This is a genomic window from Priestia megaterium, from assembly GCF_046599315.1.
GTDB lineage: Bacteria > Bacillota > Bacilli > Bacillales > Bacillaceae_H > Priestia > Priestia megaterium_F.
The window spans coordinates 560,710-587,647 of the sequence record NZ_JBKIKC010000002.1; the positions used below are offsets into that span (position 1 = coordinate 560,710).

25 protein-coding genes and 2 riboswitches are annotated in these 26,938 nt (G+C 39.2%); of the genes, 5 read left to right on the forward strand and 20 right to left on the reverse strand.

Annotated elements, in window-relative coordinates; translation table 11 throughout:
* Positions 1 to 138 precede the first annotated feature (138 nt).
* The 9 genes from ACLHDF_RS10240 to ACLHDF_RS10280 all read right to left on the reverse strand — a co-directional run bounded on the left by ACLHDF_RS10240 (position 139) and on the right by ACLHDF_RS10280 (position 9,879).
* Positions 139 to 1,479, reverse strand: a complete 1,341-nt coding sequence (locus tag ACLHDF_RS10240) for a CoA-disulfide reductase (protein ID WP_413918741.1) — start codon at positions 1,477 to 1,479, stop codon at positions 139 to 141.
* A gap of 86 nt (positions 1,480 to 1,565) precedes the next feature.
* Positions 1,566 to 2,600: an ABC transporter permease gene (locus ACLHDF_RS10245; protein ID WP_413918742.1), complete on the reverse strand. Its 1,035-nt coding sequence runs from the start codon at positions 2,598 to 2,600 to the stop codon at positions 1,566 to 1,568.
* Positions 2,597 to 4,102, reverse strand: coding sequence for a sugar ABC transporter ATP-binding protein (locus tag ACLHDF_RS10250; protein ID WP_413918743.1), 1,506 nt, complete (start codon positions 4,100 to 4,102; stop codon positions 2,597 to 2,599). The genes ACLHDF_RS10245 and ACLHDF_RS10250 overlap by 4 nt, the downstream gene beginning before the upstream one ends.
* A 16-nt stretch (positions 4,103 to 4,118) precedes the next feature.
* A complete protein-coding gene (locus tag ACLHDF_RS10255; protein WP_413918744.1) occupies positions 4,119 to 5,195 on the reverse strand; it encodes a sugar ABC transporter substrate-binding protein in 1,077 nt (358 codons plus the stop codon).
* A gap of 122 nt (positions 5,196 to 5,317) precedes the next feature.
* Complete coding sequence (locus ACLHDF_RS10260) at positions 5,318 to 5,833, reverse strand: 1,2-dihydroxy-3-keto-5-methylthiopentene dioxygenase (RefSeq protein ID WP_013055961.1); 516 nt, start codon at positions 5,831 to 5,833, stop codon at positions 5,318 to 5,320.
* A 14-nt stretch (positions 5,834 to 5,847) separates the two neighbouring features.
* Entirely contained in the window at positions 5,848 to 6,486 is a 639-nt protein-coding gene (locus ACLHDF_RS10265; RefSeq protein WP_413918745.1) for a methylthioribulose 1-phosphate dehydratase, read from the reverse strand.
* A complete protein-coding gene (locus ACLHDF_RS10270) occupies positions 6,483 to 7,148 on the reverse strand; it encodes a 2-hydroxy-3-keto-5-methylthiopentenyl-1-phosphate phosphatase (protein ID WP_413918746.1) in 666 nt (221 codons plus the stop codon). Before ACLHDF_RS10270 ends, ACLHDF_RS10265 begins: the two co-directional genes overlap by 4 nt.
* Positions 7,145 to 8,389 carry a 2,3-diketo-5-methylthiopentyl-1-phosphate enolase gene (mtnW, locus tag ACLHDF_RS10275; protein WP_413918747.1) on the reverse strand — a complete coding sequence of 415 codons (1,245 nt, stop codon included), beginning with the start codon at positions 8,387 to 8,389 and terminating at the stop codon, positions 7,145 to 7,147. The genes ACLHDF_RS10270 and mtnW overlap by 4 nt, the downstream gene beginning before the upstream one ends.
* Positions 8,390 to 8,469: 80 nt before the next feature.
* Positions 8,470 to 8,576: riboswitch (SAM riboswitch) on the reverse strand.
* Positions 8,577 to 8,706: 130 nt separating this feature from the next.
* The gene (locus ACLHDF_RS10280; RefSeq protein WP_413918748.1) at positions 8,707 to 9,879 is read right to left on the reverse strand and encodes a pyridoxal phosphate-dependent aminotransferase; all 1,173 of its coding nucleotides are present in this window, start codon (positions 9,877 to 9,879) and stop codon (positions 8,707 to 8,709) included.
* Between the two features lie 112 nt (positions 9,880 to 9,991).
* Here ACLHDF_RS10280 and ACLHDF_RS10285 point away from each other — a divergent pair, with 112 nt between their 5' ends.
* The 4 genes from ACLHDF_RS10285 to ACLHDF_RS10300 all read left to right on the forward strand — a co-directional run bounded on the left by ACLHDF_RS10285 (position 9,992) and on the right by ACLHDF_RS10300 (position 13,707).
* Positions 9,992 to 10,774 carry a carbon-nitrogen family hydrolase gene (locus tag ACLHDF_RS10285; protein ID WP_413918749.1) on the forward strand — a complete coding sequence of 261 codons (783 nt, stop codon included), beginning with the start codon at positions 9,992 to 9,994 and terminating at the stop codon, positions 10,772 to 10,774.
* 91 nt (positions 10,775 to 10,865) lie between these two features.
* Positions 10,866 to 11,016: riboswitch (SAM riboswitch) on the forward strand.
* Between the two features lie 135 nt (positions 11,017 to 11,151).
* Positions 11,152 to 12,324 (forward strand): S-methyl-5-thioribose kinase, encoded by a 1,173-nt coding sequence (gene mtnK / locus ACLHDF_RS10290; protein WP_413918750.1) that lies wholly within the window; start codon positions 11,152 to 11,154, stop codon positions 12,322 to 12,324.
* Positions 12,325 to 12,359: 35 nt separating this feature from the next.
* Positions 12,360 to 13,418, forward strand: a complete 1,059-nt coding sequence (gene mtnA, locus ACLHDF_RS10295; RefSeq protein WP_413918751.1) for an S-methyl-5-thioribose-1-phosphate isomerase — start codon at positions 12,360 to 12,362, stop codon at positions 13,416 to 13,418.
* A gap of 124 nt (positions 13,419 to 13,542) precedes the next feature.
* Positions 13,543 to 13,707, forward strand: a complete 165-nt coding sequence (locus ACLHDF_RS10300; protein ID WP_413918752.1) for a hypothetical protein — start codon at positions 13,543 to 13,545, stop codon at positions 13,705 to 13,707.
* Between the two features lie 5 nt (positions 13,708 to 13,712).
* On the opposite strand, the gene ACLHDF_RS10305 is transcribed toward ACLHDF_RS10300, so the two are convergent.
* The 8 genes from ACLHDF_RS10305 to ACLHDF_RS10340 form a co-directional block, all read right to left on the reverse strand.
* Complete coding sequence (locus tag ACLHDF_RS10305; RefSeq protein ID WP_413918753.1) at positions 13,713 to 14,213, reverse strand: methylated-DNA--[protein]-cysteine S-methyltransferase; 501 nt, start codon at positions 14,211 to 14,213, stop codon at positions 13,713 to 13,715.
* Between the two features lie 19 nt (positions 14,214 to 14,232).
* Positions 14,233 to 16,395, reverse strand: coding sequence for a PAS domain S-box protein (locus ACLHDF_RS10310; protein WP_413918754.1), 2,163 nt, complete (start codon positions 16,393 to 16,395; stop codon positions 14,233 to 14,235).
* Between the two features lie 188 nt (positions 16,396 to 16,583).
* The gene (locus tag ACLHDF_RS10315) at positions 16,584 to 17,297 is read right to left on the reverse strand and encodes a LutC/YkgG family protein (protein ID WP_413918755.1); all 714 of its coding nucleotides are present in this window, start codon (positions 17,295 to 17,297) and stop codon (positions 16,584 to 16,586) included.
* The gene (locus ACLHDF_RS10320; protein WP_413918756.1) at positions 17,275 to 18,714 is read right to left on the reverse strand and encodes a LutB/LldF family L-lactate oxidation iron-sulfur protein; all 1,440 of its coding nucleotides are present in this window, start codon (positions 18,712 to 18,714) and stop codon (positions 17,275 to 17,277) included. The genes ACLHDF_RS10315 and ACLHDF_RS10320 overlap by 23 nt, the downstream gene beginning before the upstream one ends.
* Positions 18,715 to 18,731: 17 nt before the next feature.
* A complete protein-coding gene (locus tag ACLHDF_RS10325) occupies positions 18,732 to 19,451 on the reverse strand; it encodes a (Fe-S)-binding protein (protein WP_413918913.1) in 720 nt (239 codons plus the stop codon).
* A 185-nt stretch (positions 19,452 to 19,636) separates the two neighbouring features.
* Positions 19,637 to 20,467 (reverse strand): ammonia-dependent NAD(+) synthetase, encoded by an 831-nt coding sequence (nadE, locus tag ACLHDF_RS10330; RefSeq protein ID WP_413918757.1) that lies wholly within the window; start codon positions 20,465 to 20,467, stop codon positions 19,637 to 19,639.
* A 35-nt stretch (positions 20,468 to 20,502) separates the two neighbouring features.
* A complete protein-coding gene (locus ACLHDF_RS10335; protein ID WP_413918758.1) occupies positions 20,503 to 22,023 on the reverse strand; it encodes a nicotinate phosphoribosyltransferase in 1,521 nt (506 codons plus the stop codon).
* A 138-nt stretch (positions 22,024 to 22,161) separates the two neighbouring features.
* Positions 22,162 to 22,881 carry a FadR/GntR family transcriptional regulator gene (locus tag ACLHDF_RS10340; protein ID WP_413918759.1) on the reverse strand — a complete coding sequence of 240 codons (720 nt, stop codon included), beginning with the start codon at positions 22,879 to 22,881 and terminating at the stop codon, positions 22,162 to 22,164.
* Positions 22,882 to 23,074: 193 nt separating this feature from the next.
* Here ACLHDF_RS10340 and ACLHDF_RS10345 point away from each other — a divergent pair, with 193 nt between their 5' ends.
* Positions 23,075 to 24,844 (forward strand): B12-binding domain-containing radical SAM protein, encoded by a 1,770-nt coding sequence (locus ACLHDF_RS10345; protein ID WP_413918760.1) that lies wholly within the window; start codon positions 23,075 to 23,077, stop codon positions 24,842 to 24,844.
* A gap of 26 nt (positions 24,845 to 24,870) precedes the next feature.
* Here ACLHDF_RS10345 and ACLHDF_RS10350 read toward each other — a convergent pair whose 3' ends face one another.
* The 3 genes from ACLHDF_RS10350 to ACLHDF_RS10360 all read right to left on the reverse strand — a co-directional run bounded on the left by ACLHDF_RS10350 (position 24,871) and on the right by ACLHDF_RS10360 (position 26,857).
* Complete coding sequence (locus tag ACLHDF_RS10350) at positions 24,871 to 25,044, reverse strand: hypothetical protein (protein ID WP_413918761.1); 174 nt, start codon at positions 25,042 to 25,044, stop codon at positions 24,871 to 24,873.
* Between the two features lie 2 nt (positions 25,045 to 25,046).
* A complete protein-coding gene (locus ACLHDF_RS10355) occupies positions 25,047 to 25,205 on the reverse strand; it encodes a hypothetical protein (RefSeq protein ID WP_413918920.1) in 159 nt (52 codons plus the stop codon).
* Positions 25,206 to 25,468: 263 nt separating this feature from the next.
* A complete protein-coding gene (locus ACLHDF_RS10360; RefSeq protein WP_413918914.1) occupies positions 25,469 to 26,857 on the reverse strand; it encodes a TrkH family potassium uptake protein in 1,389 nt (462 codons plus the stop codon).
* Positions 26,858 to 26,938: the final 81 nt, after the last annotated feature.

Below are 26,938 nucleotides of genomic sequence, written 5' to 3' on the forward strand. Positions count from 1 at the left end.
CTAGAAGCAACTACATACATTAGATCTACCTTCACCATTACCATGAAAAAATCCGAACGAGTTGGATTCTCCATCAAGAATCTCAATTCATCGTTCGGATTTTCCTTCAATTGAAATACTTTTTTTCTGCCTCTTTTTCTATTCTGCTTTTTGAGCAGTGATTTGTACAGCGTCCCATACCGTGGCAAAAGGAGGTGCATACGAAAGATCTAACATTGTTACTTCATCTGTCGTGAGATGGCAAGTAATTGCTGTAGCAAACACATCAATTCGTTTTGCTACTCCTTCTTTACCAATCATTTGAACCCCAAGAATCTTTTTCGTTTCAGGATGGTAGACGAGTTTTACAACAATCTTTTCAGCTCCTGGATAGTAAGAAGAGTGACTTGGAACCTCTGCTGTAACGACTTTGTATAACAGAGAATTTTCTTTTGCTTCCCTTTCTGAAATACCGGTCTTTCCAATTTCATAGTCCATTACTTTGACAATGCTTGTGCCTAAAACACCTGGAAATTCTCGATTTTCTCCTCCTAATCGGTAACCAAGAACCCTTCCTTGCTTGTTAGCAATGGTTCCAAGAGCAATATGAACATCTCTTTTTAATACGCGATGATAGCTCGTTGCACAATCCCCCGCTGCATAGATATGAGGCACGTTGGTTTCTAATCTTTGGTTTACTAAAATCGCTCCATTGTCAATCATCCTTAGACCGTTTCTCTCTAAAAATTGCGTATTTGGACGAACTCCTACATTTACAATAACTAAATCTGTTTGATACGTTTGACGGTTTGTCTGAACGTGAGTGACGGAACCCTCTGAATTCAGCAATGCTTCCACTTCTTCTTCAAAATGAAATAAAATATCATCATCTAACTGCTTTTGTAGATGCTCTGCCATCTCTTGATCTAAAATAGACAGAATCTGCTTTCCCTGTTCAATCACACGCACTTCTTTTCCCAAAACCTTCATTGCTTCAGCTACTTCCATTCCGACGTATCCTCCGCCGATAATGGTGACTTTCTCTATGGAATGAGCTTGTAGATATGTATAGATCCTTTCGCTGTCTTCTAAGGATTTTAATGTAAATGCATTTGACATGTTATCTGTCACAAAATTGGGTTTAACCGCCGATGTTCCAGTAGCAATAACCAGTTCATCATATGTTATCTCTTTTTCAATATGTTTCTTTACATCTTGCGCTACTATGTATTTCTTTGTATGATTCACTTCTTTTACTTCGTGAAAAAGATGGACGGAGATATTTCGCTCCTCAAATTCTTGTTTCGTACGAGCAATCAAATCGTCCTTTTCTTTTACAACACCTGACAGATAGTAGGGCATGCCACATGCACTGTAAGAAACGTCTCCACCTTTTTCAAATACAAGGATTTCCACTTCTTCTTTTTCTTTCATCCGGCGAAGCTGTGAAGCTGCGCTCATTCCGGCGGCTACTCCTCCTATAATGACAACACGTTTCATCTATACTCCCTCTTTCTATATAAATAATGGACTATACTATTGTTTTTCCTTATTCTTGCCGATTTCACACGAAAAAAAACGGCTGTTTACACAGCCGTGGATGTTTGTTTCGAGCGGTAATACGTTAAAGCCAGCGCTCCTGCTAATACAGCTCCCTTAATAATGTCTTGCATGTAGTACGGGACATTTAGCATCGTTAATCCGTTTAATAGCACACCTATTAAAATGGAGCCAATCAACGTCCCAAATACGTTCGGTTTCCCTGCTCCAAATACTGAAAAACCAATGTATGTAGCAGCTACGGCATCCATCAAAAATGGTGAACCGGCGTTCACTTCTCCTACTCCAATACGGGCAGCCAGAACTACTCCTCCAATCCCAGCAAGCAAACCTGAAAACATATAGGCATACATCCGGTAACGATTAACCGGTACACCCGAAAGCCTTGCAGCTTCTATGTTACCTCCTGTTACGTAGAAAAAACGCCCAAACTTTGTATAAGAAAAAACGATATGAACAAGCAGCACAGTCAGCAGCATAATGATAACAGGGACAGGAATACCTAGAAAGTGGCCTTGCCCCAGTGCAAGGAAAGAAGGAATAAAAATTCCCGGAGCTCTTTCGCCGCTTGGTAAAGGCATATTGGTATAAATAGCTGATCCTTTTGTATACGTTAATAAAATCCCCTGTACGATGAACATCATAGAAAGAGTGGCTAAAATATCAGGAATTTTTACCTTCACTACTAAAAAAGCATTCACTAACCCGATGAGAAGTGATGCAACGATCGGAACAATGATAGCAACTGCAATTTCTTGTCTGTGTAGAACGAGCATGGAGGCTGATAAAATAGTGGCTAAACCAGCCGTAGATCCTACAGATAAATCAAGTCCGTTGACAGTCAACGATATGGTTACACCAAGCGCTATTAAGGTAACAATGGAAATGGAGCGCAGGATATCACTAATATTTTCCCCTGTCAAAAAGTTGGGTGTGGCAATGGAAAAAATAATCATAATGACAAAAATCATTAAGACTGTCCCATATTTATAAAAAAAGTCGAAAACGTTTATTTTTCTCTTTGGTTTCGCTACAAGTTCTGTTACATACTCCGCACTCATCCTTTTACTCCTCCTGCTGTGTAATAAAATAATTTTTCACTAGTTGCTTCTTCTTTGGATAATTCTTTCACGATTTTTCCGTTATACATGACATAAATTCGATCCGCTACCCCTAGCAGCTCCTCGAATTCACAGGTTGCATAAATAACTCCTCTTTGCTGTGACACAAGATTTGTAATTAAGTCAAATATTTCTCGTTTCGAGCCGACATCGACCCCTTTAGTTGGTTCATCAAACAACAGCACGCTAGAGTCCGTAACAAGCCATTTTCCGATTGCTACTTTCTGCTGATTTCCACCGCTTAACGTTCCAACTGACTGCGTGATCGAATGAGACTTGACGCCAACTTGCCCAGTAGTTTTCTGCGCTTTTTCTTTGATCTTTCCTCGCTTTAGAAACGAATAATTTGTAAAGCGGGACAGACTTGGCAAAACTAAGTTATCTGCAATCGATTCATGGACAAAAATCCCTTCTTTTCTTCGTTCTTCAGGAACAAGAGAAAGTCCTTGTGCAATATAATAATAAGGCTGCTTATTCAACTTTAGTTTCTTGCCTTTTAACCGAACGCTGCCGCTCACATATTGCTCTAACCCAAATAGACTTCGACAAAGCTCCGTTTTTCCTGCTCCCACAAGACCTGCAATCCCTACTACTTCTCCTTCTTTTACATGAAAAGAAATATTAGAAAGTCGCTCTGGAAGAGATAATGCTTCCACATGTAAAAGTTCATTTCCAATCTCTACTGACTTTTTAACCCACTGTTTCACAGAAGACGTTCCTAACATGAGCGTAATCACATCTTCAATCGATGTATGTGAGGTTTCTTTTGTTGCTACATAGCGTCCGTCTTTTAAAACCGTTAAGCGATCGCAAATATCAACCACTTCTTGAAGACGATGTGAAATATAAATGATGCCTACTCCATTTTTCTTGAGCTCTCTCATTACAGAAAACAATTGTTTCGTCTCTTCTACACTAAGAGGTGCGGTTGGTTCATCCAAAATTAAATAGTCAACATTCTGTACAATTGCACGTGCAATAAGCACCTGCTGTTTTTCTGATAGGGTTAAATCAATGATATTTTTTCTAACGGATAGAGAAGAACCAAGTAAAGAAAGAGCTTCTTCCGCTTTCTTATAAATGGATTTCCAGTTTATAATTGCCTTACTTTTCTTAGAAACCTGCACGTCCAACACAATGTTTTCAGCTACTGATAGCGAAGGAATCAGCGCTACATCGACTTCTTGGTGCACAATGCCAATGCCGTGGCGCTTAGCTTCTTTAGGAGAAGAAATGGAGATTTCTCCTCCGTCTTTGTAGATTTTTCCTTCGTATTCATCATAAGCTCCGCACAATATTTTCATCAACGTACTTTTACCGGCACCATTTGCTCCCAATAAAGCATGGATTTGCCCTTTTTGAACAGTAAAATCAACTTTGTTCAGCGCTTGAAAAGAACCAAAGTTTTTTGTAATGTTCTTCATTGAAAGCTCGTTCGTCATCTCTGTCCCTCCACTTCTATTCTTTTTTATCCCACTCTTCTACGTACTGACTAAGCTGATCCATATTAATCGTTTGACCAGGCAAATCTGTTTGTTTTACTAAAACCGGATCAAACGAATAATAACGAGGAATCTCTTGACCTGAGATCTTTTTAAGAAGCAAATCGACCTGCTTTTCTCCTACTGAAGCTGGATTTACAGCAGCTGATGCTTTCCACGGGCTGTTTTTTGCCTGCATCATTTGTAAATCTTCGTCGGATAAGTCCACTCCGTATACTTTAATCTCATCTCGCCCTGCTTCTTTAATCGCTCTAGTTACTCCTTTTGCAAATTCGTCCCAAGGTGCCCAAACGGCCGCAATGTCTCCTTTATTTGGATATTGCTTCAACACGGATGCCATTTTATTTTGTGTATCTAGTGAGGTGTTGTCCGTTGCACTTCCGAACGTAGCAATTTGTTTTACATCCGGATAGCGATTCATCATAATTTTATAAATGCTGTCGCGCTTTTCCATCGGTGCAAAGCCTCCAACAAACGCATACACAATGTTTCCTTTTCCATTAATGTCCTGCATCATTTGTTTCAGACCCTGCAGCGCAAGCATATAATCGTCTTGATCAATCGTTGTAACTCCTTCTACGTTTAATTCTACGTCTGTTGCAATAACTGGAATCCCTTTTGCAATCGCACGCTTCACGCCAGGTTCAAGGGTTTCAGCTCGGCCGTGGTCAATCATAATACCGTCAACGTTTTGGTTAATAGCCGTGTCTAAATAAGCAGCCATTTTAGATTGATCGTTGTTTGAATCAGAAACGGACAGCTGTACTCCCGTTTTTTTAGCAGCTTTTGTCACACCTGTTATGTACTGAGCAGCATGAGTCCCTGAAGTAAATTCAGAAATAAGAGCAATTTTTATATCTTTCGTAATCTTTTTTTCTTCTTGCTGTACAGGCTTAGCAGAAGCTGCTTGTTGCACCGGAGCTGCCTGTGCTTTTTCGTTTAGACTTGGCTGTTCTTTTGTGCAGGCAGCCAGCGCAAAGACTAGAAGCACGAACAAAGTAAGTGGCCACAGCATTTTTTTACCCTTTTTCATGGTGTTCCTCCTATTAAACTTATTATTCACATAAAAATAGTTAGTTTTATAATAATCCAAAGAATACCCCGCTTTTAGATGTAGAAGCGGGGTGATAATGACCTATGCTTTACAAATAATCGTTATGCGTAAATAGGTACCCATCCTTCAGTTGTCACGAAAATTCGTACAGCGACTACTTTACGATCTTCCATTAGTGTAAAGTAATGAAGAATATTTTCTGGCACTGAAATTAAATCGCCCGGTTCTAATTCAACATCAAAAAACTCGCCGTCTTTTCCTTGAATAACAAAGATTCCATGGCCGCTTACAATGAAACGAACTTCATCATCTGTATGAATATGCTTGCGCTGAAAGTTTTTTAACAGTTCATCAATATTTGGTGTAGATTCTGATAACGAGATAACGTCTTGAGCTTTATAGCCGCGGCGTTCAGAGATATCTTTAATATCCTCACCAAAAGCGTTTAAAATTTCTGTTTTTTCTTCATCTGTTAAATCATATTTTTCACGAAGATTTTCTGGAAGTTTTGTAATATCCCAGTTTTCATAAATAACTTCATTGTTTGCTAGGAAAGCCGAGACTTCCTCTTGAGTTTCAATTCTTTTATTGTTTACATGTAAGCGAATTTGCGCCATTGTTTTTCCTCCTTTTATAAATGCACTTTCGGCTTAATGCCTTTAAGTGACAGTAATTTGATATGGTAGCTAAATAGAAATTCATAGGCTTCTAGCGCTTTTTTTGTTTCAAATGCATTTTTACCCCACACTGTAATACCGTGGTTACGAATCAAAATTGCGCCTTGATCGCCTTTTATATGGTGAGAAAACTCTTCTGCTAGTGTCGGAATATCTGCGTAATTCGGAATAATCGGAACAGAAATTTCCGCATCTTCTTCCCAAATACCTAGCGCCTTAATAATTTCTTGGCCTTTGAATGAAATAACGCCTTCATCTCCGTATAGTTCGGAGATGACGTTGTTATCGATTGTATGTACATGAAGACTGCACCCAGCACTCGTTAACTCATAAATCTTAACGTGTAAAAGCGTTTCAGCAGAAGGCTTTAAATGCGTTTCTTCTGCAGGCTTTCCGTATTGATCAACTAATAAAAAATCTTCATTTGTACGTTTTCTTTTATCTTTTCCACTTGCTGATACAAAGAATGTTGTCGGATCTTGGCTCACTTTAATCGCTAAATTTCCGCTTGTACCGAAGAACCAATCGCGCTCTGCTAACTCATCTTTTATATCCGCAAGCTCGTGCAATCTTTGCTGAGCCATGATACTCATGCTTTCACCTCTTCTGTTAATTCTTGCAAATGACGAATTACATCATAAAAAGTAGAAAAAGGGCGATACGGTAGAGATAACTCTTCACATTTTTTAATTAAAAAGTCACGTGCAATGACTGTATCAGCTAGTTTGGCAGCCTGCAAATCCGTAATCGAATCGCCAATGACAACGCTATGGTCCCTTTCATCTGTAAGCTGACGAATGATAGTTGGCTTACAGCATCCGCAGTCATTTGTACACTGTTCATCACATGTATGAGGCCACGTGATGGAAATATGTTCACCAGAGAAATCAGATCCGTTACAGTAGAGCATTTCCTCTGCAACTCGATTTCCCAAAAGCGGTTTTACAAAAAAGTCAATTCCTCCGCTTACAATATAAAGCGGAATATGATGCTCTTTTGTATAGGCAATAAAGTCATCAAATCCATCTCGAATGGCAGACGTCTCTAAAATATAAGAAATAATATCTTCTTTTAATTCCACGGGGAGCAAGGCAAACATCTGCCCTACTCCTTCTTGAATGGAGACGCGCTGTGCCAACACGTCGTCTTTAATACTCTCCCACTCCGGAGGAGCAAATTGTTTCATGATGGCAATAATGTTATCACTATTTGTGATCGTCCCATCAAAGTCACAAAAGATTTTTAACGATGTCATGCTTTCACCTCTACTGTTCCCCATAGTTCTAAAGCTTTTTGTAATTCTTTTGATTCCTCCGCTTTTTCAGCTAATGTTTGATCAGAGAGTACTGCATCTATCGCCGCTCGAAATGCTTTTCCTCCTCCAGTTGCTCCGTCTGGGTGGCCGTGAACTCCGCCTCCTGCATTGATAATGCTGTCGATGCCAAAGTCTTTCATAAGCTGCGGCACCATTCCAGGATGAATTCCTGCTGAAGGAACGGGGAAAGACTGCCTGTATTTGTACACAGGACGCGTTAATTCGTAAGCGATTCCTGTCGTATCTTCAAGAGAAAGAGCCACGTTTCCATATGGTGATGGAAAGAGTGAAAAATCGGCTCCGGCTAAACGCAATAGTTTTCCAAGCAATAATGAATTTGAAAAACCGTAAAACTCTGATGGCGTAAGCGCTCCGCTAACAGCTGGATGAGCCATAATCGGCAAGTTAATTTCATCATCTTCTCGAAGTGCCTGCAGTACGTCTAATCCGTAAGCAAATACGTTGAATAAAAGAGCATCGGCTCCTAGCTCAGCTGCTTTTCTCGCTTTTTCTTTTAATTCAAATGTTCGCCCCGTTAAATTAACAGCATACAGCGTGCGGTGTCCCGTTTTTTCATATACCTCATTCAGTACTTTTTTCCCTTCTGTGACTCGGGCTTCAAAAGGTGTTCGTTCACTATCAAACAAAATCTCGTCGTCTTTAACCAAATCTACTCCACCAAGCGCTTGCTCACGCAGCTGAGTTGTTAAGTACGTCATGTCTCTTCCAATCACGCCTTTAAAAATGCTCATTACAAGCGGACGGTCATAAACGCCTAGTTTCTCTCTTATACCTTCTATTCCAAAGCGTGGTCCTGGAAAATCTGCTAATAATTCATCAGGAAAATCCAAATCTAATAGTTTCACTTTTCCGTCAAGTGACAGTTTTCCGAAAACCGTAACTAAAATGGCTGGTAAATCTCTTGAAAAATTGGCAGTTGGATAAGCAATTTTGACAATAGCCTGCTTAATCTCCGCGCCTAAATATCCGTTTACACGCTCGCAATCTTGAAGCTCCGTTACGGACACAACGCGCCCTTTATGTTTTTGAAGCTGCTGTTGATCTAAAAGCGGCAGGTCTGTCCATGAGCCGACGGTTAGTCCTAAAGCGATACCTTCCGCTTTTTTATGAAAATTTCCTTTATTATCATGTAGTAAGTAGCTTGCAACGATTTCGCTCATTATGCTAAAAACTCCCTTGCTGTTTAATATCGTTAATAAAAAAAGCCTCTTCTTTGATTAAGAAGAGGCTTTCTTTGCTCTTCTTATCTCTCAGCTTCTGCTGCAAGAATTAGCACCGTGCTTAACATGCGTTAAGTCGGTTGCCGGGCTTCATCGGGCTAGTCCCTCCACCTGCTCTTAATAAGAAAGTTGCTATTTATTTAAATTGAATTCGTAGATTTTATACTAGATAAAAAATACCGCTAGGATTTATCGGTTATTAATCTCGTTAACTTCTTACATATTAAGCCAACTCAAAAAGGATTGTCAATGCGTTTTTAAAATAAATTTAATTTTTTTATTCGAGATACCGCTTCTTTTATGCGCTCTTCATCCGTCAGCAGTCCCACGCGCACATAGCCTTCACCGTATATTCCAAAGCCTACTCCAGGCGCAACTACAACGTGGGCTTTTTCAAGAAGTAAATCTGAAAACCGTTCAGAAGTATATCCTTTAGGAACTTTTAGCCACGCAAAGAAGGAGCCCGCTGGGGACGTAACATCCCAACCAATTTCTCGAAGCCCTTGAATAAAGGTATTGCGTCTAGATTCATAGCGCTTAACTAAATCGTTTACACATTGTTGAGATTCTAATAGAGCTGTAGCTGCTGCCTCTTGAATCCCCCCAAATAGACTGACATACATATGATCTTGAAGAAGATTAATAGCTTCTACTACACTTTCATTTCCTACAGCAAATCCAACTCGCCATCCCGCCATATTATACGTTTTAGAAAGAGTATAAATTTCAATTCCCGTCTCTTTTGCACCTGGAGTCTGTAAAAAGCTGATTGGCTTTTTACCATCAAATCCAATTGCTCCGTAAGCAAAGTCGTGTACCACACAAATATCGTGCTTGGCAGCAAATTCAACGGTGTCTTCAAAAAACCCTGCTGTTGCCACTGCACCAGTAGGATTATTCGGATAGTTTAAAAACATGAGCTTTGCTTGTTCTTTAGCACTTTCGCTTATTTCCTCGTATACGGGTAGAAAATGATTTTCAGCCGTAAGCGGCATCACTTCCATCTTGGCTTTTGCAAGTTCTACTCCAGACCAGTAATCTGGATATCCCGGATCCGGCACCAGCACCGTATCTCCAGGGTTTAATAAACACTGTGGAATTTCGACAAGTCCGGCTTTCCCACCAAACAAAATGGCTACTTCTTTTTCAGGATCCACATCAACGCCATATTCTCGCTTATAAAAAGTTGCAACGGCCTCTTTTAAAAAATGGTGTCCGCGAAATGGAGAATATTTATGATGCACAGAATTAGCACTTGCATTTTGAAGTGTTTCTACAATATGTGAAGGAGTAGGTTGATCAGGGTTCCCTTGCCCTAAGTTAATAACATCGTGCCCTTGGGCCATCACTTTTCCTACTTTGCCTACAAGTGATGCAAAAAATTGTTGTGGTAAACTTTTTAATAGTTCCGATTGCTCAAATTGTTTCATAATCGCACACCTTCTCAAAAAATTCTTGAAATTCTAGTCACAAATAATATATTGTAATACTCAACTTGTAAAGTCATTTTTTTTAACTACTACAAAAAGGACGGATGATAAAGTGAGTGTAAAAATTACGTGTTTGCAGCTTGATATTGCGTTTGGAAACCCAACTAAAAACCGAAAATATATCGAACAAAAAATGACAGAAGCCTTGAAAGAAAAACCTGACATTCTTGTACTTCCTGAACTATGGGATACAGCTTACGATTTGACGCGCCTAGACGAAATTGCAGATGATGAAGGGCAACAAGCCAAGCAATTAATCTCTCAGTTTGCTAAAACGAATGAAGTAAATATTGTTGCAGGTTCTATCGCGAAAAAAACAGAACAAGGCGTTACGAATACGATGTATATTTTTGATCGAAAAGGTCGTGAAGTATCGCAATACAGCAAACTGCACTTATTTAAATTAATGGATGAGCACCTCTATCTAGAAGCAGGAACAACAAAAAATCTTTTTACACTTGAACAGTCTTTGTGCGCAGGAGTTATTTGTTACGATATTCGTTTCCCAGAATGGATTCGCGTTCATACTAGCAGCGGAGCAGAAGTCTTATTTGTTGTCGCTCAGTGGCCGGCTCCAAGGCTTGCCCACTGGAAAGCACTGCTCATCAGCCGAGCAATTGAAAATCAATGCTATGTAATTGCGTGTAATCGCGTAGGCCAAGATCCTAATAATACTTTTGCCGGACATTCTTTAGTCATCGATCCGTGGGGAGAAATAATTGCTGAAGCCGGCGATAGCGAAGAACTTTTAAGCGCTGAAGTTAACCTAGAGCTTGTAAAAGAAATTCGCAAACAGATTCCTGTCTTTACAGATCGCCGCACAGAATTTTATTAATTATGTATTGACAGCCGTTTTTTTGCATGATACGATTTTCACCAGATATCATAAAATATTCAAACAAATCAAAATTAAATAAGTAATCGCACTCTTATCAAGAGTTGGCTGAGGGATTTGGCCCTGTGAAGCCCAGCAACCGACCGTCATTCCATCCCAAGATGGATCACATCTGTAAAACATGTTTTACAAAGGCACGGTGCTAATTCCAACAGAAAGTAATTCTTTCTGGCAGATAAGAGGTTTGAACAATACAATCAAGCCTCTTTCCAACGAAAGAGGCTTTTATATTTTCTAAAATTATAAAAGCCTCCATACGTTCTTAAACCTATTAACTTAGTAAACAAATCAGTTTAATAAACTATGGAGGGATTCCAATGTCAACAATAAAAACAGAGAAGTATCAGCCTTTAACAGAAATTTCAGCAATCAAACTTGTGAAAAAGCTAGGTCTTTTTGATGCCACAGAAGCACTAACTGCCCGTGAAATCGGTGACGGCAACTTAAACCTCGTCTTTCACATTATAAATGATCAAACGAATAAATCGATTATCGTAAAACAAGCACTTCCCTATGCAAAAGTTGTAGGCGAAAGCTGGCCTCTATCCTTAAACCGTGCCACAATTGAAAGCAATGCGCTCATACAATTCGGTACATTTACGCCTGAACTTGTACCAGCTGTTTATTACCACGATGAAACACTTGCTGTTACGGTCATGGAAGACCTATCTCATTTAACGATTTCTCGCGCGGGGCTTATTCAAGGAGAAAGTTATCCCCTGCTCTCACAGCATATCGGTTCTTTTCTAGGACATATTGCGTTCAAAACGTCGGATTTCGCCTTAAAGCCTCAGGATAAAAAAGAAGAAGTTGTGAAGTACAGCAACCCAGACTTATGCAATATTACAGAAGATTTAGTCTTTACGGATCCTTTTTTTGATATCGATACAAATGAATTTGAAAAAGCGCTGCGTCCCGATGTAGAAGAATTGTGGAATGATAGAGATGTAAAGTTACAGGCAGCAAAATTAAAATATAAATTTTTAACAAATGCACAAACGCTAATCCACGGTGATTTACATACAGGCAGCATCTTTGCAAGCAGTCAAGAAACGAAAGTGATTGATCCAGAGTTTGCTTTTTATGGTCCGTTTGGATTTGATTTAGGGCAATTTGTTGCGAATTTATTTATAAATGCCCTTTCTCGAGAAACAAATCGCGAACCTTTATTTGCTCACATTACGAACACATGGAACGTGTTTAAAGATACTTTTACTACGCTTTGGCATTCTGAAAACACTGAACTTTTTGCCAAAGATGAGCGCTTATTACATGAAATTTTAACACAAACGTGGCAAGATGCTGTTGGATATGCAGGATGTGAAATCATTCGACGTACGATTGGATTAGCTCACGTGGCGGACTTAGATGGAATCTCTTCAGAGGAAAGAAGAATTAACGCTAAGCGCACTGCGTTAAAGATTGGACGCTATTTGCTTCTACATCAACAAGACGTTTCACCAAATGAATTTGAACATTTACTTCGATAACGAATAATGTACACAATGAAAGGATCGGTATCATCATGACAAATACACTATCACTTCCGCGCTCAGTGGAATGGAATGAATCATATATTACCTTATTAGATCAGCAGCAGCTGCCTGGAAAAGTCGAGTATATTAAGCTGCAAACCATTAAAGACGTATGGGATGCTATCACTACGTTAAAAGTACGCGGGGCTCCTGCAATCGGTATTACGGCGGCTTTTGGCCTGGCTCTTTCTGCGCTTAGCTATGACACAGATTCTGTCGATGAATTTAATAAAAAGCTAGCTCGTGATCAAAAGTATTTAGCTAGTTCACGTCCTACTGCCGTCAATTTATTTTGGGCACTAGAACGCTTAGTAAAAAGCGCTGAACCCGCTTCATCCGTTAATGAAGCTAAAACAAAAGTGGTTCATGAAGCCATTCAAATTCAAGTAGAAGATGAAGAAACGTGCTACCGAATTGGAGATCATGCACTATCTTTATTTAAAAAGAAAGATAGAATCATGACAATATGTAATGCTGGTTCAATTGCTACAGCTTATTATGGAACAGCATTGGCACCTTTTCACTTGTCTAAGCAGCGCGATATTCCGCTTGAAGTATTTGCCTGTGAAACAAGACCCGTCCTTCAAGGTTCTCGCTTAACAGCATGGGAACTTCAGCAGTCAGGAGTAGACGTTACGCTAATTACGGATAATATGGCTGCTCATACGATTAAAACAAAAGAGATTAATGGGATTATTGTAGGAGCTGACCGCATTGCAGCAAATGGCGATACGGCTAATAAAATTGGTACGTACGGACTTGCTCTTTTAGCGAAAGCATTCGATATTCCATTTTACGTAGCAGCGCCGCAGTCTACATTTGATTTATCTATTCAAGACGGGAGCAGCATCCCTATTGAAGAACGTTCGCCTAAAGAAGTGACGCACATTGGAGATACGCAAATTGCTCCAGACGGAATCTCTGTGTACAATCCAGCTTTTGATGTGACGCCAAGCGAACTGATTACAGCTATTATTACAGAACATGGAGTGATTCATTCCCCGTCTTCTGAATCAATACAAAAAGTTTTGCTGCAATCTGCTCAATAAAAAAAGCCGCATAGTAGCGGCTTTTTTTATTGGCGGCTGCATTTGTAACACAATTGTAACAGTACTCTCTTCTTTTTCTACATATATTATAGGAGATTCTTTTGGAAGAAGGGGGAAAGCAGATATGAGTTCAGAACAAAAAACGGATAAAAACAAGGCACTGAATCGAAAGCAACAATATCAGTTATTCGATTTGTCCAAAGATGAAGAACTAAATTCCCTCCCTTCTCCTCAGCAAATTGACGGTGTTTTTGTGCAAGGAGAAGGCTGGAAATTAGAAGGTGAATAGCTATTTTACTTATTACTAGCACCTTTTGCCACATTTCTTTCAAGCATTAATAGTTTCTCTTTTATATGAGTTTGGGAACCTGCATAACCTGTTAAAGCTCCATTTTTACCAATCACTCGGTGACAAGGCAAAATAATAGGCAGTGGATTTCGACGATTCGCTTGTCCAACAGCCCTTACAGCTTTAGAGCGATTAACAGACTCCGCTACATCACTATAAGACCACGTTTGTCCATAAGGTATATGTTTAAGTGTCAACCACACTTCTTTTTGAAAGTCAGTCCCTTTTATATCCAAAGGCAAATCAAATGTTAGGGTTCGCCCTTCAACATAATCATGCAGCTGTCGCTTTGCTTCTTTCACATGGGGATAGCTCTCATCATGGACAAGTCCTTTAAGCTGCTCATTATGATCATCGCTATCAAATAAAATATGTTGCACCCCTTTTTCCGAAGCTACAATATAAATTTTCAAATCAGAAAATAAGTTCATTTCTCCATAGTACATACTTGCTTATCCTTTCTGTTTAGGCTGGAAGAATAATATGAAAAGCTGTTCCTTTTCCTATTTTGCTTTCCACTTCGATTCGTCCTTTATGTTCTTCTATAATTTTATACGACACCATCAAACCGAGTCCTGTTCCTTTTTCTTTTGTAGTATAAAATGGTTCTCCTAAGCGTTTTATGCGTTCCTCAGGCATTCCATCTCCTTGATCTCGAATGGAGACGGTTACGTAACGTGGCTCTGGGGAGTAGACTTCAATAAAAATTCTTCCCCCGTTTGACGTAACCTCAATTGCATTTTTAATTACGTTTATTAATACTTGTTTAATTTGGTTTGGTTCGCAGTACACCATTGGCAGCTGAGGAGACACATTTAGTTCAAACTGAATATTTTCTAAAACTGCTTGAGCGTTTAATAAATCGATCGTTTCTTTAACAACCGCGGCTAAATTTTTCTTTTCAAACTTTACGGCCTGTGGCTTAGCGAGTACTAAAAACTCTGTAATAATGGTTTCAATTCTTTTTAATTCGGACTTAATAATATCAAAATAAAGAGAATGATCTTCTTGAATGCTACTTTCTAACAGCTGAACAAAACCTTTTAAAGCCGTCATCGGGTTGCGGATTTCATGCGCAATTCCCGCTGCTAACTGTCCGACTACTTGCAGCGTATCCGATTTCCGAATCTGCTCCTGCATTTGATTTCGTTCCGTTACGTCTCTTAAAAGCGTCATGTATAGACCTGGCAAAATATCTTTTTTCGTAGAGAATTCGATGTTTTTCACCTTTTCGTTCCCCGTAACGTACGTAATCTCTCCTTCAGCTTCCCCTTTTTGCTCAATCTTTTCTTTATGCTCAATGACCACATCTAAATTCACTGAAGAAATAAAATCATCTATGGAGTGCGCACAAATCTCCTCTTTGCTCAGTTCTAAAATATCACAAAGAGAAGAATTCACATCAATAATATTTCGCTTGCCGTCCCATAAAACTAACCCGTCAATCGAACCGTTAAAGATCTGCCTGAATTTTTCTTCGTTATTCCGCAGCTCCTGTTCAATTTTTGTACGTTCACTGATGTTTCGAAAAATGGTTAAATGATCTCCTTCTATAATGCCTTTTTTCCCTGTGAATTCCAACTGTTTAATTTCTCCATTTGGCATGTAAAAAGGAAGCTGATTACGAATTTCCCCTTTTCTTTGAAATGTTTGTAGCACCTTTAATACATTAAAGCTTTTGGTATCGATAAACGTATACAAATTGCTTCCAATCAATTTGTTTAACGGTAGCTCGAACGTACGCGAAGAAGCGAGATTAGCGTTTAAGATTTTACCATCGTCTCTCCAAATCAAAATCGCTTCAATCGCATTTTCAAAAATGGCCCTGAAGTTTTTTTCACTTCTCAACAGCTGCTGCTCCATCAGCCGTTTTTCCGTCACGTCTCTCATAATGGACATATAGTATTGACTGTATATATTAGCCGTTGTTGTAAATTCAAAGAAATTAATGTCTCCATTTTCGAGCCTGATTGGTAGCTCTCCGCTTGTCTTTCCTTCTTGATGCAGAGTTCTCCATAGCTTTTTCACCTTATAATGATAAGTAGGTTCTACGAGCTCTTCTAACGTTTTCGTCAGAAGCTGTGCTCTTGTATAATTTAATCGTTCGCAAAATGAAGGGTTTGCGTCGATAAGCTGGCCAGTTCGATCAAAAATGACAATTCCGTCTACCGCTTCATTAAATACATCCATAAACATATGGTGACTAATAAACCGCTCATTTTCCATCATCTTGTGCTGCGTAATATCTCGAAATGTACACACAATAATGCCCGACATGTGGCTATGTTTGTGTGAAGTAAATTCAACATGTTTCATCATGCCGCTTCGAAGCGTCATCGCGCCTTCATATTTGAAATAGCTTTCCTCTAAAAGTGCTGGATAATACGCTTCAATCATGTCATACGGAAAATACATAAGAAAATCTTTCATTTGATAGGTTAATAATTCGCTCTTTGTTTTTTCAAACAGCCTACAGGCTGATTCATTCGCATTTATAACTTGAAAATACTCATCTAATACGACAATGGCATCTAATACGTCATTAAAAATAGCTCGTAGCTGCTGCAATTCACCTCGCTGCTGTTTCTTTTGCTCAGCTTCAGATGTTAATTCTCTTTGTGGTGACATGCTCATTGCTCCTTTCTTTTGCACTTCCCATTTCCCCACCTTTTATCTATAGACTTAGTATTCTACAAGATTTGCTTTTTACCTTTTTAAAATTAGCCACGTTTATTCAAAATGCGACATTTCTTCACATTCTCCCGCTATTTAGAAATGAAGTATGAATAAAAAAACACTTCACAGCTGTGAAGTGTTTATCGATCATTCACTACAATATAAGTTGCTTGAATAGGCCCATGCACACCAACTACTAAATTCATTTCAATATCAGCTGAATTGCTCGGTCCTGTAATAAAGTTAATGCAAGAAGCAATCGTTTCTCCTCGCTCTACCTTTTCATGGATAATTTCAGCAGCTTGTGTCATGCGAGGAACAATTGAACTTTGAGGTATGATTGCAATATAAGTGGCGGGCAGTAAACTTACCGCTCGTCCTTTTGCAGCACTGCTAAACAAAACAACTGTTCCGGACTCCGCTAGAGTCAAATCACTGAATGTGATGCCGACGTTTGCTTGTTCAGCTAATTTAATATTCTCATCGCCTTTTGCTGAATTCCATAAGTGAAGGTTACTGTTTGTTTCCCATTTCTCCAACAGCGGATTCAATCCATATTCGGCAAACCTAGAATCATTCCACGTGCAGACAAGACCATTTCCATAGTTCGCTACGGCTTCCTCAAGCGCAGCTGATAAGTATTGTGACGAGGTTTCTACATAGCGAGTATGAATACGTTCGCAATGGTTTTCAAGCTCTTTCTTTAATTGATCCGGCGAATAGTTTCGGTAAACTTCATATTGAGGAGCATGCTTCCATTCGGGTTTTACTACGCCGCTTGTTCGCCTGCTTCGCTTAAGATTAGCAGCGATATTGTCTAAAAAACTGTCTCTATTTTGAATGCTTCCCTTCATTATCATCACTCCTTTTATCAAACCAATCTCGTAAGCGCTCTTTTGTAGGTGCTGGAAACTCTCTGCTTTCTGTCCACGCTTTTAATGGACCAGGCCCTTTGGAAATACTGCTTCCTGACATAAAAGGAGTAAGAGCTGCTGGCGCTACTTTGGCTCCCACTGTATATAAAGAAGAAGAAGCTGCTCCCAAGCCAAATGCTTTCATCGCCAACTTTTCTGAAATAGGTGCTTTTCCTTCTTTTTCAACAATTCGCTGACGGTGTTTGTGTAATAGCTCATGCAGCGGAATTTTAACCGGACAGGCATCTGTACAGGCTGCGCATAGAGTTGAGGCATATGGAAGCTCTTTGTAATCTTCATAGCCTCCAAGCAAAGGAGATAATACAGCTCCGATTGGACCAGAATAAATAGATCCATATGAATGACCTCCAATATGGCGATATACGGGACATACATTCACACATGCCGCACAGCGAATACACTGTAAAACAGATTGAAACTCAGTTCCTAAAATAGCAGATCGTCCATTATCCACAATCACTAGGTGAAACTCTTCGGGTCCGTCCACTTCTCCCGGAAGTCTAGGCCCTGTAAGTGCCGTTACGTAACTTGTAAGCCGCTGACCTACTGCACTTCTAGTTAACAGGCTTACCAACACTTCAAACTCTTCAAATGTTGGTACAATTCTTTCCATGCCCATAACCGTAATTTGCGTTTTAGGAAGAGCTGTCGTTAGCCTTGCATTTCCTTCATTGGTCACAAGTGAAATGGATCCAGATTCTGCAATAGCAAAATTACATCCTGTTATGCCAATGTCTGCTGATAAAAATTCTTTTCTCAGCATTTCCCGAGCATGAAGTGCTAGTTCTTCAGGTTTTTCTGTTTTTTTATAAGAAAGCTTTTCCTGAAATACATCTCTAATTTGTTCTTTATTTTTATGAAGTGCAGGTGCTACGATATGAGAAGGCGGATCGTGATCATCCACTTGCAGGATGTATTCTCCTAAATCCGTTTCAATGACTTCACAGCCTAGTTCTTCTAACGCAGCGTTCATATGAATTTCTTCTGTGACCATTGACTTGGATTTAACGACTTTCTTTGCCTGTTTTTTCTTCGCTACACTTTTTATGTACTCATTTGCTTCTTTAGATGTTTGAGCAAAAAAAACGTGGCCTCCGCGCTTAGCTACATTATCAGTGAGCTGCTCTAAATAGTAATCTAAATTTTCCAGCGTATGCTGACGGATTTCTTCGCCGAGGGCTCTCCATTCTTCCCAATTTCCTAGCTCTTCTGCCGCATCTAATCTACGGTTTCTTAAGCGTTCTTGAGCACTTGAAACTGCAAAGCGCATAAACGCATTATTGACTCCATCGTCCACGCGTTTTTTAAACTGATCGTTTCCTATTTTCATAGACATTCGGTATTCTCCTTTCTTTACATTCTGCTATTTAATACTTCGGCGATATGCATAACTTTTACAGGCTGTCCCTTTCGTTCAATTCTTCCGCCAATATTCATAAGACAGCCGCAGTCAGCTCCAATTAAGTAATCTGCGTTTGTTTTAGCTATACAGCCGACTTTTTCATCTACCATTTGTTCTGAGATTTGTCCCATCTTAACCGAAAACGTCCCGCCAAACCCGCAGCAGTTATGACTGTTTTCAAGATTCTCCATTTCAAGACCTTTCACGTTGCTTAATAGCGTAAAAGGTTCTTTTTTTACGTTTAGCAAACGCGTCATATGACAGGAAGAATGATAAGTCGCTGTACCATTTAAGCTGGCTCCTACATCTTCAACTTTTAAAACGTTTACAATAAAATCCGTTAGCTCATACGTTTTATTAGCAAGCTTCACGGCAGGTTCATGCCAAGTAGCATCATCTTTAAAAAGATGAGGATACTCTTTGAACATTGTCACACACGAGCCAGACGGAGATACAATGTACTCTGCATGTTCAAATGCTTTTATCATGTTTTTCATCGCTTCTTTTGATTCTTTTACATAACCGCTGTTATACGCAGGCTGCCCGCAGCAAACTTGACTCTTTGGAAAATCCACTTCGCACCCTAACCGTTCTAACAATTCCACTGTAGCTTTTCCTACATTTGTTTGAAACATATCAATCAAACATGTCGCAAATAAAGATACTTTCATCATTTGCTCCCTCCAAGCTGATCATTTTACTTCTTTTAGTTAACAGGTCATCAGATGACTTAATGCTATTATACTCCTATGTTTTTCTAATTTCACTAGTTTTTCGAAAATACCTTTCTTTGTTTGATATCTTTTTTCCATAAAAATAAGAAAGAAGCAATGGATACCCATTACTTCTTTCTTATTTATTTCCAAAAATCATCAAATACTGTGATCGGCAATTGGCGTTTATGCTGAGTTTTTAAGAAATGACCTTCAATTACGTTACTTGCATGTTCACCTACATCTTTGCCTTCTAAATAATCATCGATTTGCTCATACGTGACGCCAAGTGCTTCTTCATCCGGAAGCTGTGGACGATCTTCTTCCAAATCAGCCGTTGGTTTTTTCATATATAGATGCTCTGGACAGCCTAATTCTTTTAGCATCTGTTTTCCTTGTCGCTTGTTCAGACGGAAAATAGGTACTAAGTCAGCTCCTCCGTCACCGAATTTTGTATAAAATCCTGTAATAGCTTCAGCAGAGTGATCCGTTCCGAGTACTACTCCACTGTACATGCCTGCTACCGTATATTGTGCAATCATTCGTTCACGTGCTTTTACATTTCCTTTGTTGAAGTCAGATACTTTATCATCTGCCGCTTCTTCAACAGCAGAAAGCATGGCATCTACTGCTGGTTTTACGTTAATAGAAATAGATTTTGTTGGTTGAATAAAAGCAAGTGCATCTTGACAATCTGCTTCATCTGCTTGCACACCGTATGGAAGACGAACAGCAATAAACTGATAGCGATCTTCTCCGGCCTCTTCATTCAACTCATTAACCGCTAGCTGTGCCAGCTTTCCAGTTAAAGTAGAATCTTGACCGCCGGAAATACCTAGTACAAACGAACGTAAAAAAGGATATTTGTTCATGTAGGATTTCAGAAAGTCAACGCTGCGGCGAATTTCTTCCACAGGATTAATTTCTTTTTGTACCTTCATCTCTTTAATAATTTGCTTTTGTAGCTCTTTCATAAAAAAACTCTCCTCTCATTACTAGCTGATGGGACCTACACAAGCACTGTATCAGATAGTAACTTGCTTCTAGTCTCTTCGATATTTTGCATTTTGTTATCCCAGCAGTTTGTACTCAAATCTACTGGATACTCTGTAGGACGAAATACATCTTCGTTCGATTTTGTAATGACTTTGTAGTCGTCCCATAGATGCTTTAAGTTCTGTAAACAGTAGGCTCTCATTTCTTCAATTGTAGGCTGTTCGTACACAAGCTTTCCATCTGCAAAGATTGGCTGATGAATTTTACGTGCGTTAAAGTTCGTTACAAACTTGCTGACGTGCGTATGAATAGGATGGAACATTTTTAAATGCTGCTCTTCATTCGGCGCTTCGTCTTGCATCGTAATATAATCGCCTTCCCATTTGTGATTCGCTTGATTTACAATTCGGTATACTTCTTTTAGGCCAGGAGTTGAAATTTTCTCTGGATTCTCTGACAGCTTAATGGTATCCACCATGTTTCCATGGTCATCTTCAATGGAAACCAGCTTGTACACAGCTCCTAGCGCCGGCTGATCAAAAGATGTCATGAGTTTTGTTCCGACTCCCCATCCATCAATTTTGGCACCCTGGGCTTTCAAATCCAGAATGCTGTACTCATCAAGATCATTCGAAGCAAAAATCTTCACATCATGATAGCCAGCTTCATCTAGCATTTTTCTTGCCTCTTGAGAAAGATATGGAAGTCTTCCGCTATCTAACCGAATACCGATAAAATTAATGCGATCTCCCATTTCTTTTGCTACTTTAATAGCATTTGGAATACCTGATTTTAATGTATTATATGTATCTACTAAAAAGATACAGTTACGGTGTGATTCCGCATACTTTTTAAACGCACTATATTCGTCACGATAGACTTGAACAAGCGCGTGAGCGTGAGTGCCGGACACGGGGATTCCAAATACTTTTCCCGCTCTTACATTACTCGTTGCATCAAAGCCTCCAATATAAGCAGCCCTTGCCCCGTAAAAAGCAGCATCTAGCTCATGCGCTCTTCTTGAACCAAATTCCATTAGCTGATTCGTACCCGTATGCTCATATAAATTATCTTCTCCCGCTGCTAAGCGAATACGCGATGCTTTTGTCGCAATCAGCGGATGGAAATTTAAAATATTTAAAAGCGGCGTTTCAATCAGCTGCGCTTCTGCTAAAGGAGCGTCAATTTGCAGCATTGGTTCATTAGCAAAAATCATTTCGCCTTCTACGACCGAACGAACATTGCCGCTAAACCGAACTTGTTTTAAATAGTCGATAAACTCCGCTTCATAATGCAATTCTTCATATAAATAATCTAAATCCGTTTCGCTAAACCTGAAATTAACAATAAAATCAATTACTCTTTCTAGCCCGGCAAACACCGCATAACCGCTTTCAAACGGCATGCGACGAAAGTAAGCTTCAAATACAGAACGACGTTTATGAATGTGGTCTTTAAAATACGTATGCGCCATATTCAGTTCGTATAAATCCGTATGCAAAGCTAAACTATCATCTCTATATTGCTTTTTCATACTTTGTAACCCCCCATTTGACAATCCTAGTTTCTATTATGTAAATCTTTTCACAATAGAGCAAGCATAAATTATCGGAAGGTATATGAATTTTAGTTTTTCTGTTATTTAGTGCGCACTTTTCTACCTGAAATGGCGTTATTTTTCTTCCGGTATGTATTTCATTAATACGTGTTCAACATTGTCAAGATGACTCATCATAAAATGCTGAGCGTCTTCTGCATGCTGAGAGAAAATAGCCTCATAAATTTGCCGATGCTCTTTATAAATTCGTTCAGACGTTTTCTCTTCTGCGTAAAGCCAGATGCGTCTTGTCTCTTTCATCGTTTCAATCATCATTTCTGATACGTTATTCATAAGCTTCACCAAAAGAGGGTTTTGCGAGGCTTTGGCAATGGCTAAATGAAAAGCAAAATCTGCTTTCTCTCCCAGTTCTTCATTGCCAAACGCTCCTTTCATTTGTTCCAAGCTATTAGACAGCTGCTTGAGGTCCGCATCTGTTCTCTTTTGAGCTGCCGCTCGAACAGCTCCAATTTCTAATACTTTTCTCACTTCAAGCAAATGTTCAATATCGTTTTTATTCATCAATACAGCGCTAGTTACAGGCAAAGACAGCATATCTGAATTGAATTCTCGTACAAATGTGCCTTCTCCTTGCTTCATTTCCAGCAGCCCCATCGCCCGTAAAGCACTAAGCGCTTCACGAATAGCTGAGCGCCCTACCTGAAAATTTTCCGCGAGCTGCTGTACTGAATCCAAACGGTCTCCAGGTTTTAAGCTGCCTTCTTTTATATTTTCAAGAAGCGTTTCGGCTACTTCTTCGTATATTTTTTTTGGCTTAATTCGCTTATATTCCACGTTTTCCACCTCATTTTTTTCGTTCACCAAGGTTCACATTAACCGTGACACTTTCTTCTTTTACGTTTCTGTTACATTTTACCGAAATCCTTTCTCCTCCACAACAAAAGTACAAAGGTATTTATACTTTATTTCTCAAATGTGCTAAAATAGTAAATTGATTTCATATTACGAGTTAAAAGGAGCTTTTTGAATGAACATTGTTGTCAGTACATTGAATGCGAAGTATATTCACACTTCTTTAGCCCTTCGATGTTTAAAAGCCTATGCCGAGCCTGACTATAAAGTGGATATGGCCGAATATACAATTAAAGATCCTGCTATGAACATTGTCACGGATTTATATAAACGCAACCCTGATATTATTGGTTTTAGCTGTTACATTTGGAATATTGAAGAAACGATTAAAGTTGCACAAATGCTGAAAAAGATTAACCCCGAGCTCATCATTATATTTGGTGGACCAGAAGTAACATATGATGTAACTCACTGGCTAGAGCGTATTCCTGAAGCTGACTTTATCGCTATTGGTGAAGGAGAAGAAACATTCAAGCAGCTGTTAGACGAACTTCACGGAGAGCGTCAGTTTGAAAACGTAAGCGGCGTGGCTTTCCGAAAGGAAGGAAAACCCGTTGTTAATCCACAGCGAAATAAAATTGATCTGCGCGAAATGCCTTCTCCTTTCCGTTTTGAAGAAGACCGCCAAGAACTTTCAAAACGCGTTGTGTATATTGAAACAAGCCGCGGCTGTCCATTTAGCTGTCAGTTCTGTCTCTCTTCTATTGAAGTAGGCGTTCGTTATTTCGACCGAGAAAAAGTAAAAGAAGATATTCGCTATTTGATGGACAACGGGGCCCGCACGATTAAGTTCGTAGACCGCACGTTCAACATTAGCCGTAGCTATGCCATGGAAATGTTCCAATTTTTAATTGATGAACATCGTGAAGGTACCGTATTTCAGTTTGAAATTACAGCCGATATTATGCGCCCAGAAGTCATTCAGTTCTTGAATGATCATGCACCAAAAGGGTTATTCCGCTTTGAAATTGGCGTTCAATCTACAAATGATGCCGTCAATGAACTAGTCAAACGCAAACAAAATTTCAAAAAATTAACGCGTACCGTAACAATGGTAAAAGAAGGCGGAAAGATCGATCAGCATTTAGATTTGATCGCGGGACTGCCGGACGAAGATTATAACTCATTTAAAAATACGTTTAATGATGTATTTGCACTTCGCCCTGAAGAGCTTCAGTTAGGCTTTTTAAAAATGCTTCGCGGCACTGGCTTACGTTTAAGTGCGCCTCGCTACAATTATCAATACATGGATCAGTCGCCTTATGAAATTTTAAGCAATAACGTCTTGCCATTTTCAGATGTTGTACGTATCAAACACGTAGAAGATATTTTAGAAAAGTTTTGGAATGACCATCGAATGGATGAAACAATCGAGTTTTTAGTAGAGCACTGCTATGATACACCTTTTGATTTCTTCCAAAACTTCGGAACATATTGGGATGAAATGGGTTGGGTTCGAATCGGGCACCAGCTCGAAGATTTATTCAAACGCCTTAAACAATATATTCAAACAGAAGGTTTTTCAAATGAAGAAATGATTGAAGGGTTTATGAAAATTGATTATTTACAAACTCAAAAACATAAGCCTCGTAAGCCTTGGTGGGACGATAAAGTAGAAAAGCAAGTCCGCTCTCATTACTATCAGCAAATGCTTGCTAACCCTTCTATTATGGGACAGGCTTTTGAAGCTGAACAGCTTGCTGAAAAAGAATTATACAAGCACACTATTTTAGAGATTCTTCCATTTGATTATATGTATTATAAACAAACGGGACAAATCAATGAAAAACCATCTGTTCTTCTTGCTTATTATGATCAAAAAGCAAACGACACAAAACTTTATTCAGCACCTGTAGAAGCATTTGGCCTTCCAATTGTAAGCTAAAACCTCGGATATCCGAGGTTTTTTCTTTAACATTCTTTTTTCTTGTTGCGCTCTTTATCAGACTTTGTCTTTCCTAAGGATTCATATATTTTAGCTGCGTTCGGATCGCCCATTTCCGCTCCGAATTCTTCTTGCAGTAATTGTTTTTGTTTTGCTTCGGTGCTTGCGATGTGCTTATTTTTCTGTTTATGTTTGCTCATGGTTACTTACCTTGCTTTCCTCTTTTAGAATTGCGGTTCGCGCCTTTAGCCGGCTCCTCGCCGCCAGCATATTCAGCAGCAAATTCTGCGTCTGAAAGGCTCTCTTTCGGTGTATTATTATTAGTCAGTGCTGATTTATATCCTACTTTACGCTTTGCCATCATGTATCCCTCCTATGCTTGGAAGCTCACTGAACTTCCTTTTCTTAGAATGCACCTTCTGATAAGCAATATAAGCAGAAAAAGCTGTAAAAAAAGCGATTGAAACATAACCAAATCACTCCAATCAACCGCTAGAAGCACCTGCATACATGAAAGCTACGTTCACCATCGTAATAAAAAAAACCGAACGAGCTTGATTTTCCATCAAAAATCAAACTCGTTCGAGTTTTCCTTCAACTAAAATAATTTTATTCCAGCCTCTTTTACCCAATAATAATACGTTCTTTCGGATAGTGATAATCCGGTCCAGACGTTGGACGGCGAAGCATTAAGATAAATGAAAACATACCGATTCGGCCAATGAACATTAAAATCATAATAACGCATTTACCGATGTCAGAAAGCCCTCCTGTAATGCCCATTGATAAACCGGTTGTCCCAAAAGCGGAACACACTTCAAACATAAGCTCAATGAGAGAAAAATGTTCTGTAATACTTAAAATAAGAAGAGAAATCGAGCAAATAATGACGGCTAACATCGATACAGCTACTGACTTAATAATGTCATCTTCATGAATTTCGCGGCGAAAGATTTTAATCGTCTTATTTCCCCTTACGTAGTAAAACAGGAAAAGAATATTTAATGCAAACGTCGTCGTACGAATTCCTCCCCCTACGGAACTCGGAGAAGCACCGATAAACATCATCGCGCTCATCATAATTAACGTAGGAAGTGAGAACTCATTAATATTCATAGTAGCTACTCCCCCGCTCCTTGTGGCAGCGGATTGAAAAAACGCATAAAAGAACGATTCATGCCAAGATTTATCTGCTAAAAATCCTGAATGCTCTAGCAAGAGAATCAAGATTGTTCCCCCTGCTAGCAACAGAAAAAACATGATTGTCGTGAGCTTCGTAAATAGCGAAAATTGAAATTTACGCTTATCTTTAAATGTTAGAAAATAGTGCTTAATTTCAATTAATACAGGGAATCCAATCGCTCCAAGCGTAATTAAAATAACGGTTACCACTTGCACAAAATAATCATGGGCATACGGAATAAATGAAGATCCTGTAATATCGAAGCCAGCATTTGTTGTAGCGCTGACAGACGCAAAGAAACCATGCAGAAACGCATCTGTCCAGCTCGAATAATAACGGAGAAAATGCAATCCTAAAACAATGGCGCCAATCAGTTCAATGGCAAAAATGATAAATAAAATATTTCTCATCAAATCAACTAATCCTGATAAACGGGATTGATTATGGTCTGTCATAATGAGCTGACGTTCCTTTAAACCGATTTTTTTACCTAAAATCATCCAAATAAATGTACTGAGTGTCATTACACCAATACCACCAATTTGAAAAATAAAAGCGAGCAAAAAATAGCCCGTCGTACTAAATGTATCCGGAGTAGAGACAGGCGTCAGCCCTGTTACACTTACCGCACTAACGGCAATAAATAAGCGATCAATAAATGCTAACTTCACTCCCGGCTTTAAAGCTTCTGGAATACTAAGCAATAAAAATCCAAGCGTAACAGCCACTATGTAAAATGTAACAATAATTTGAGCTGAAGACATCTGCCTTACTCGTCGTTTCCATGTTTGCGGCATAATCTGACATTCCTTTTTCGTTATAATACTAATAGTTTTCTTCTTTCTTCTCAAAGCATACTTATTGTTATACAGATAGCAATATCCATGTAAAAAATCCCATGCTTAAGAAGC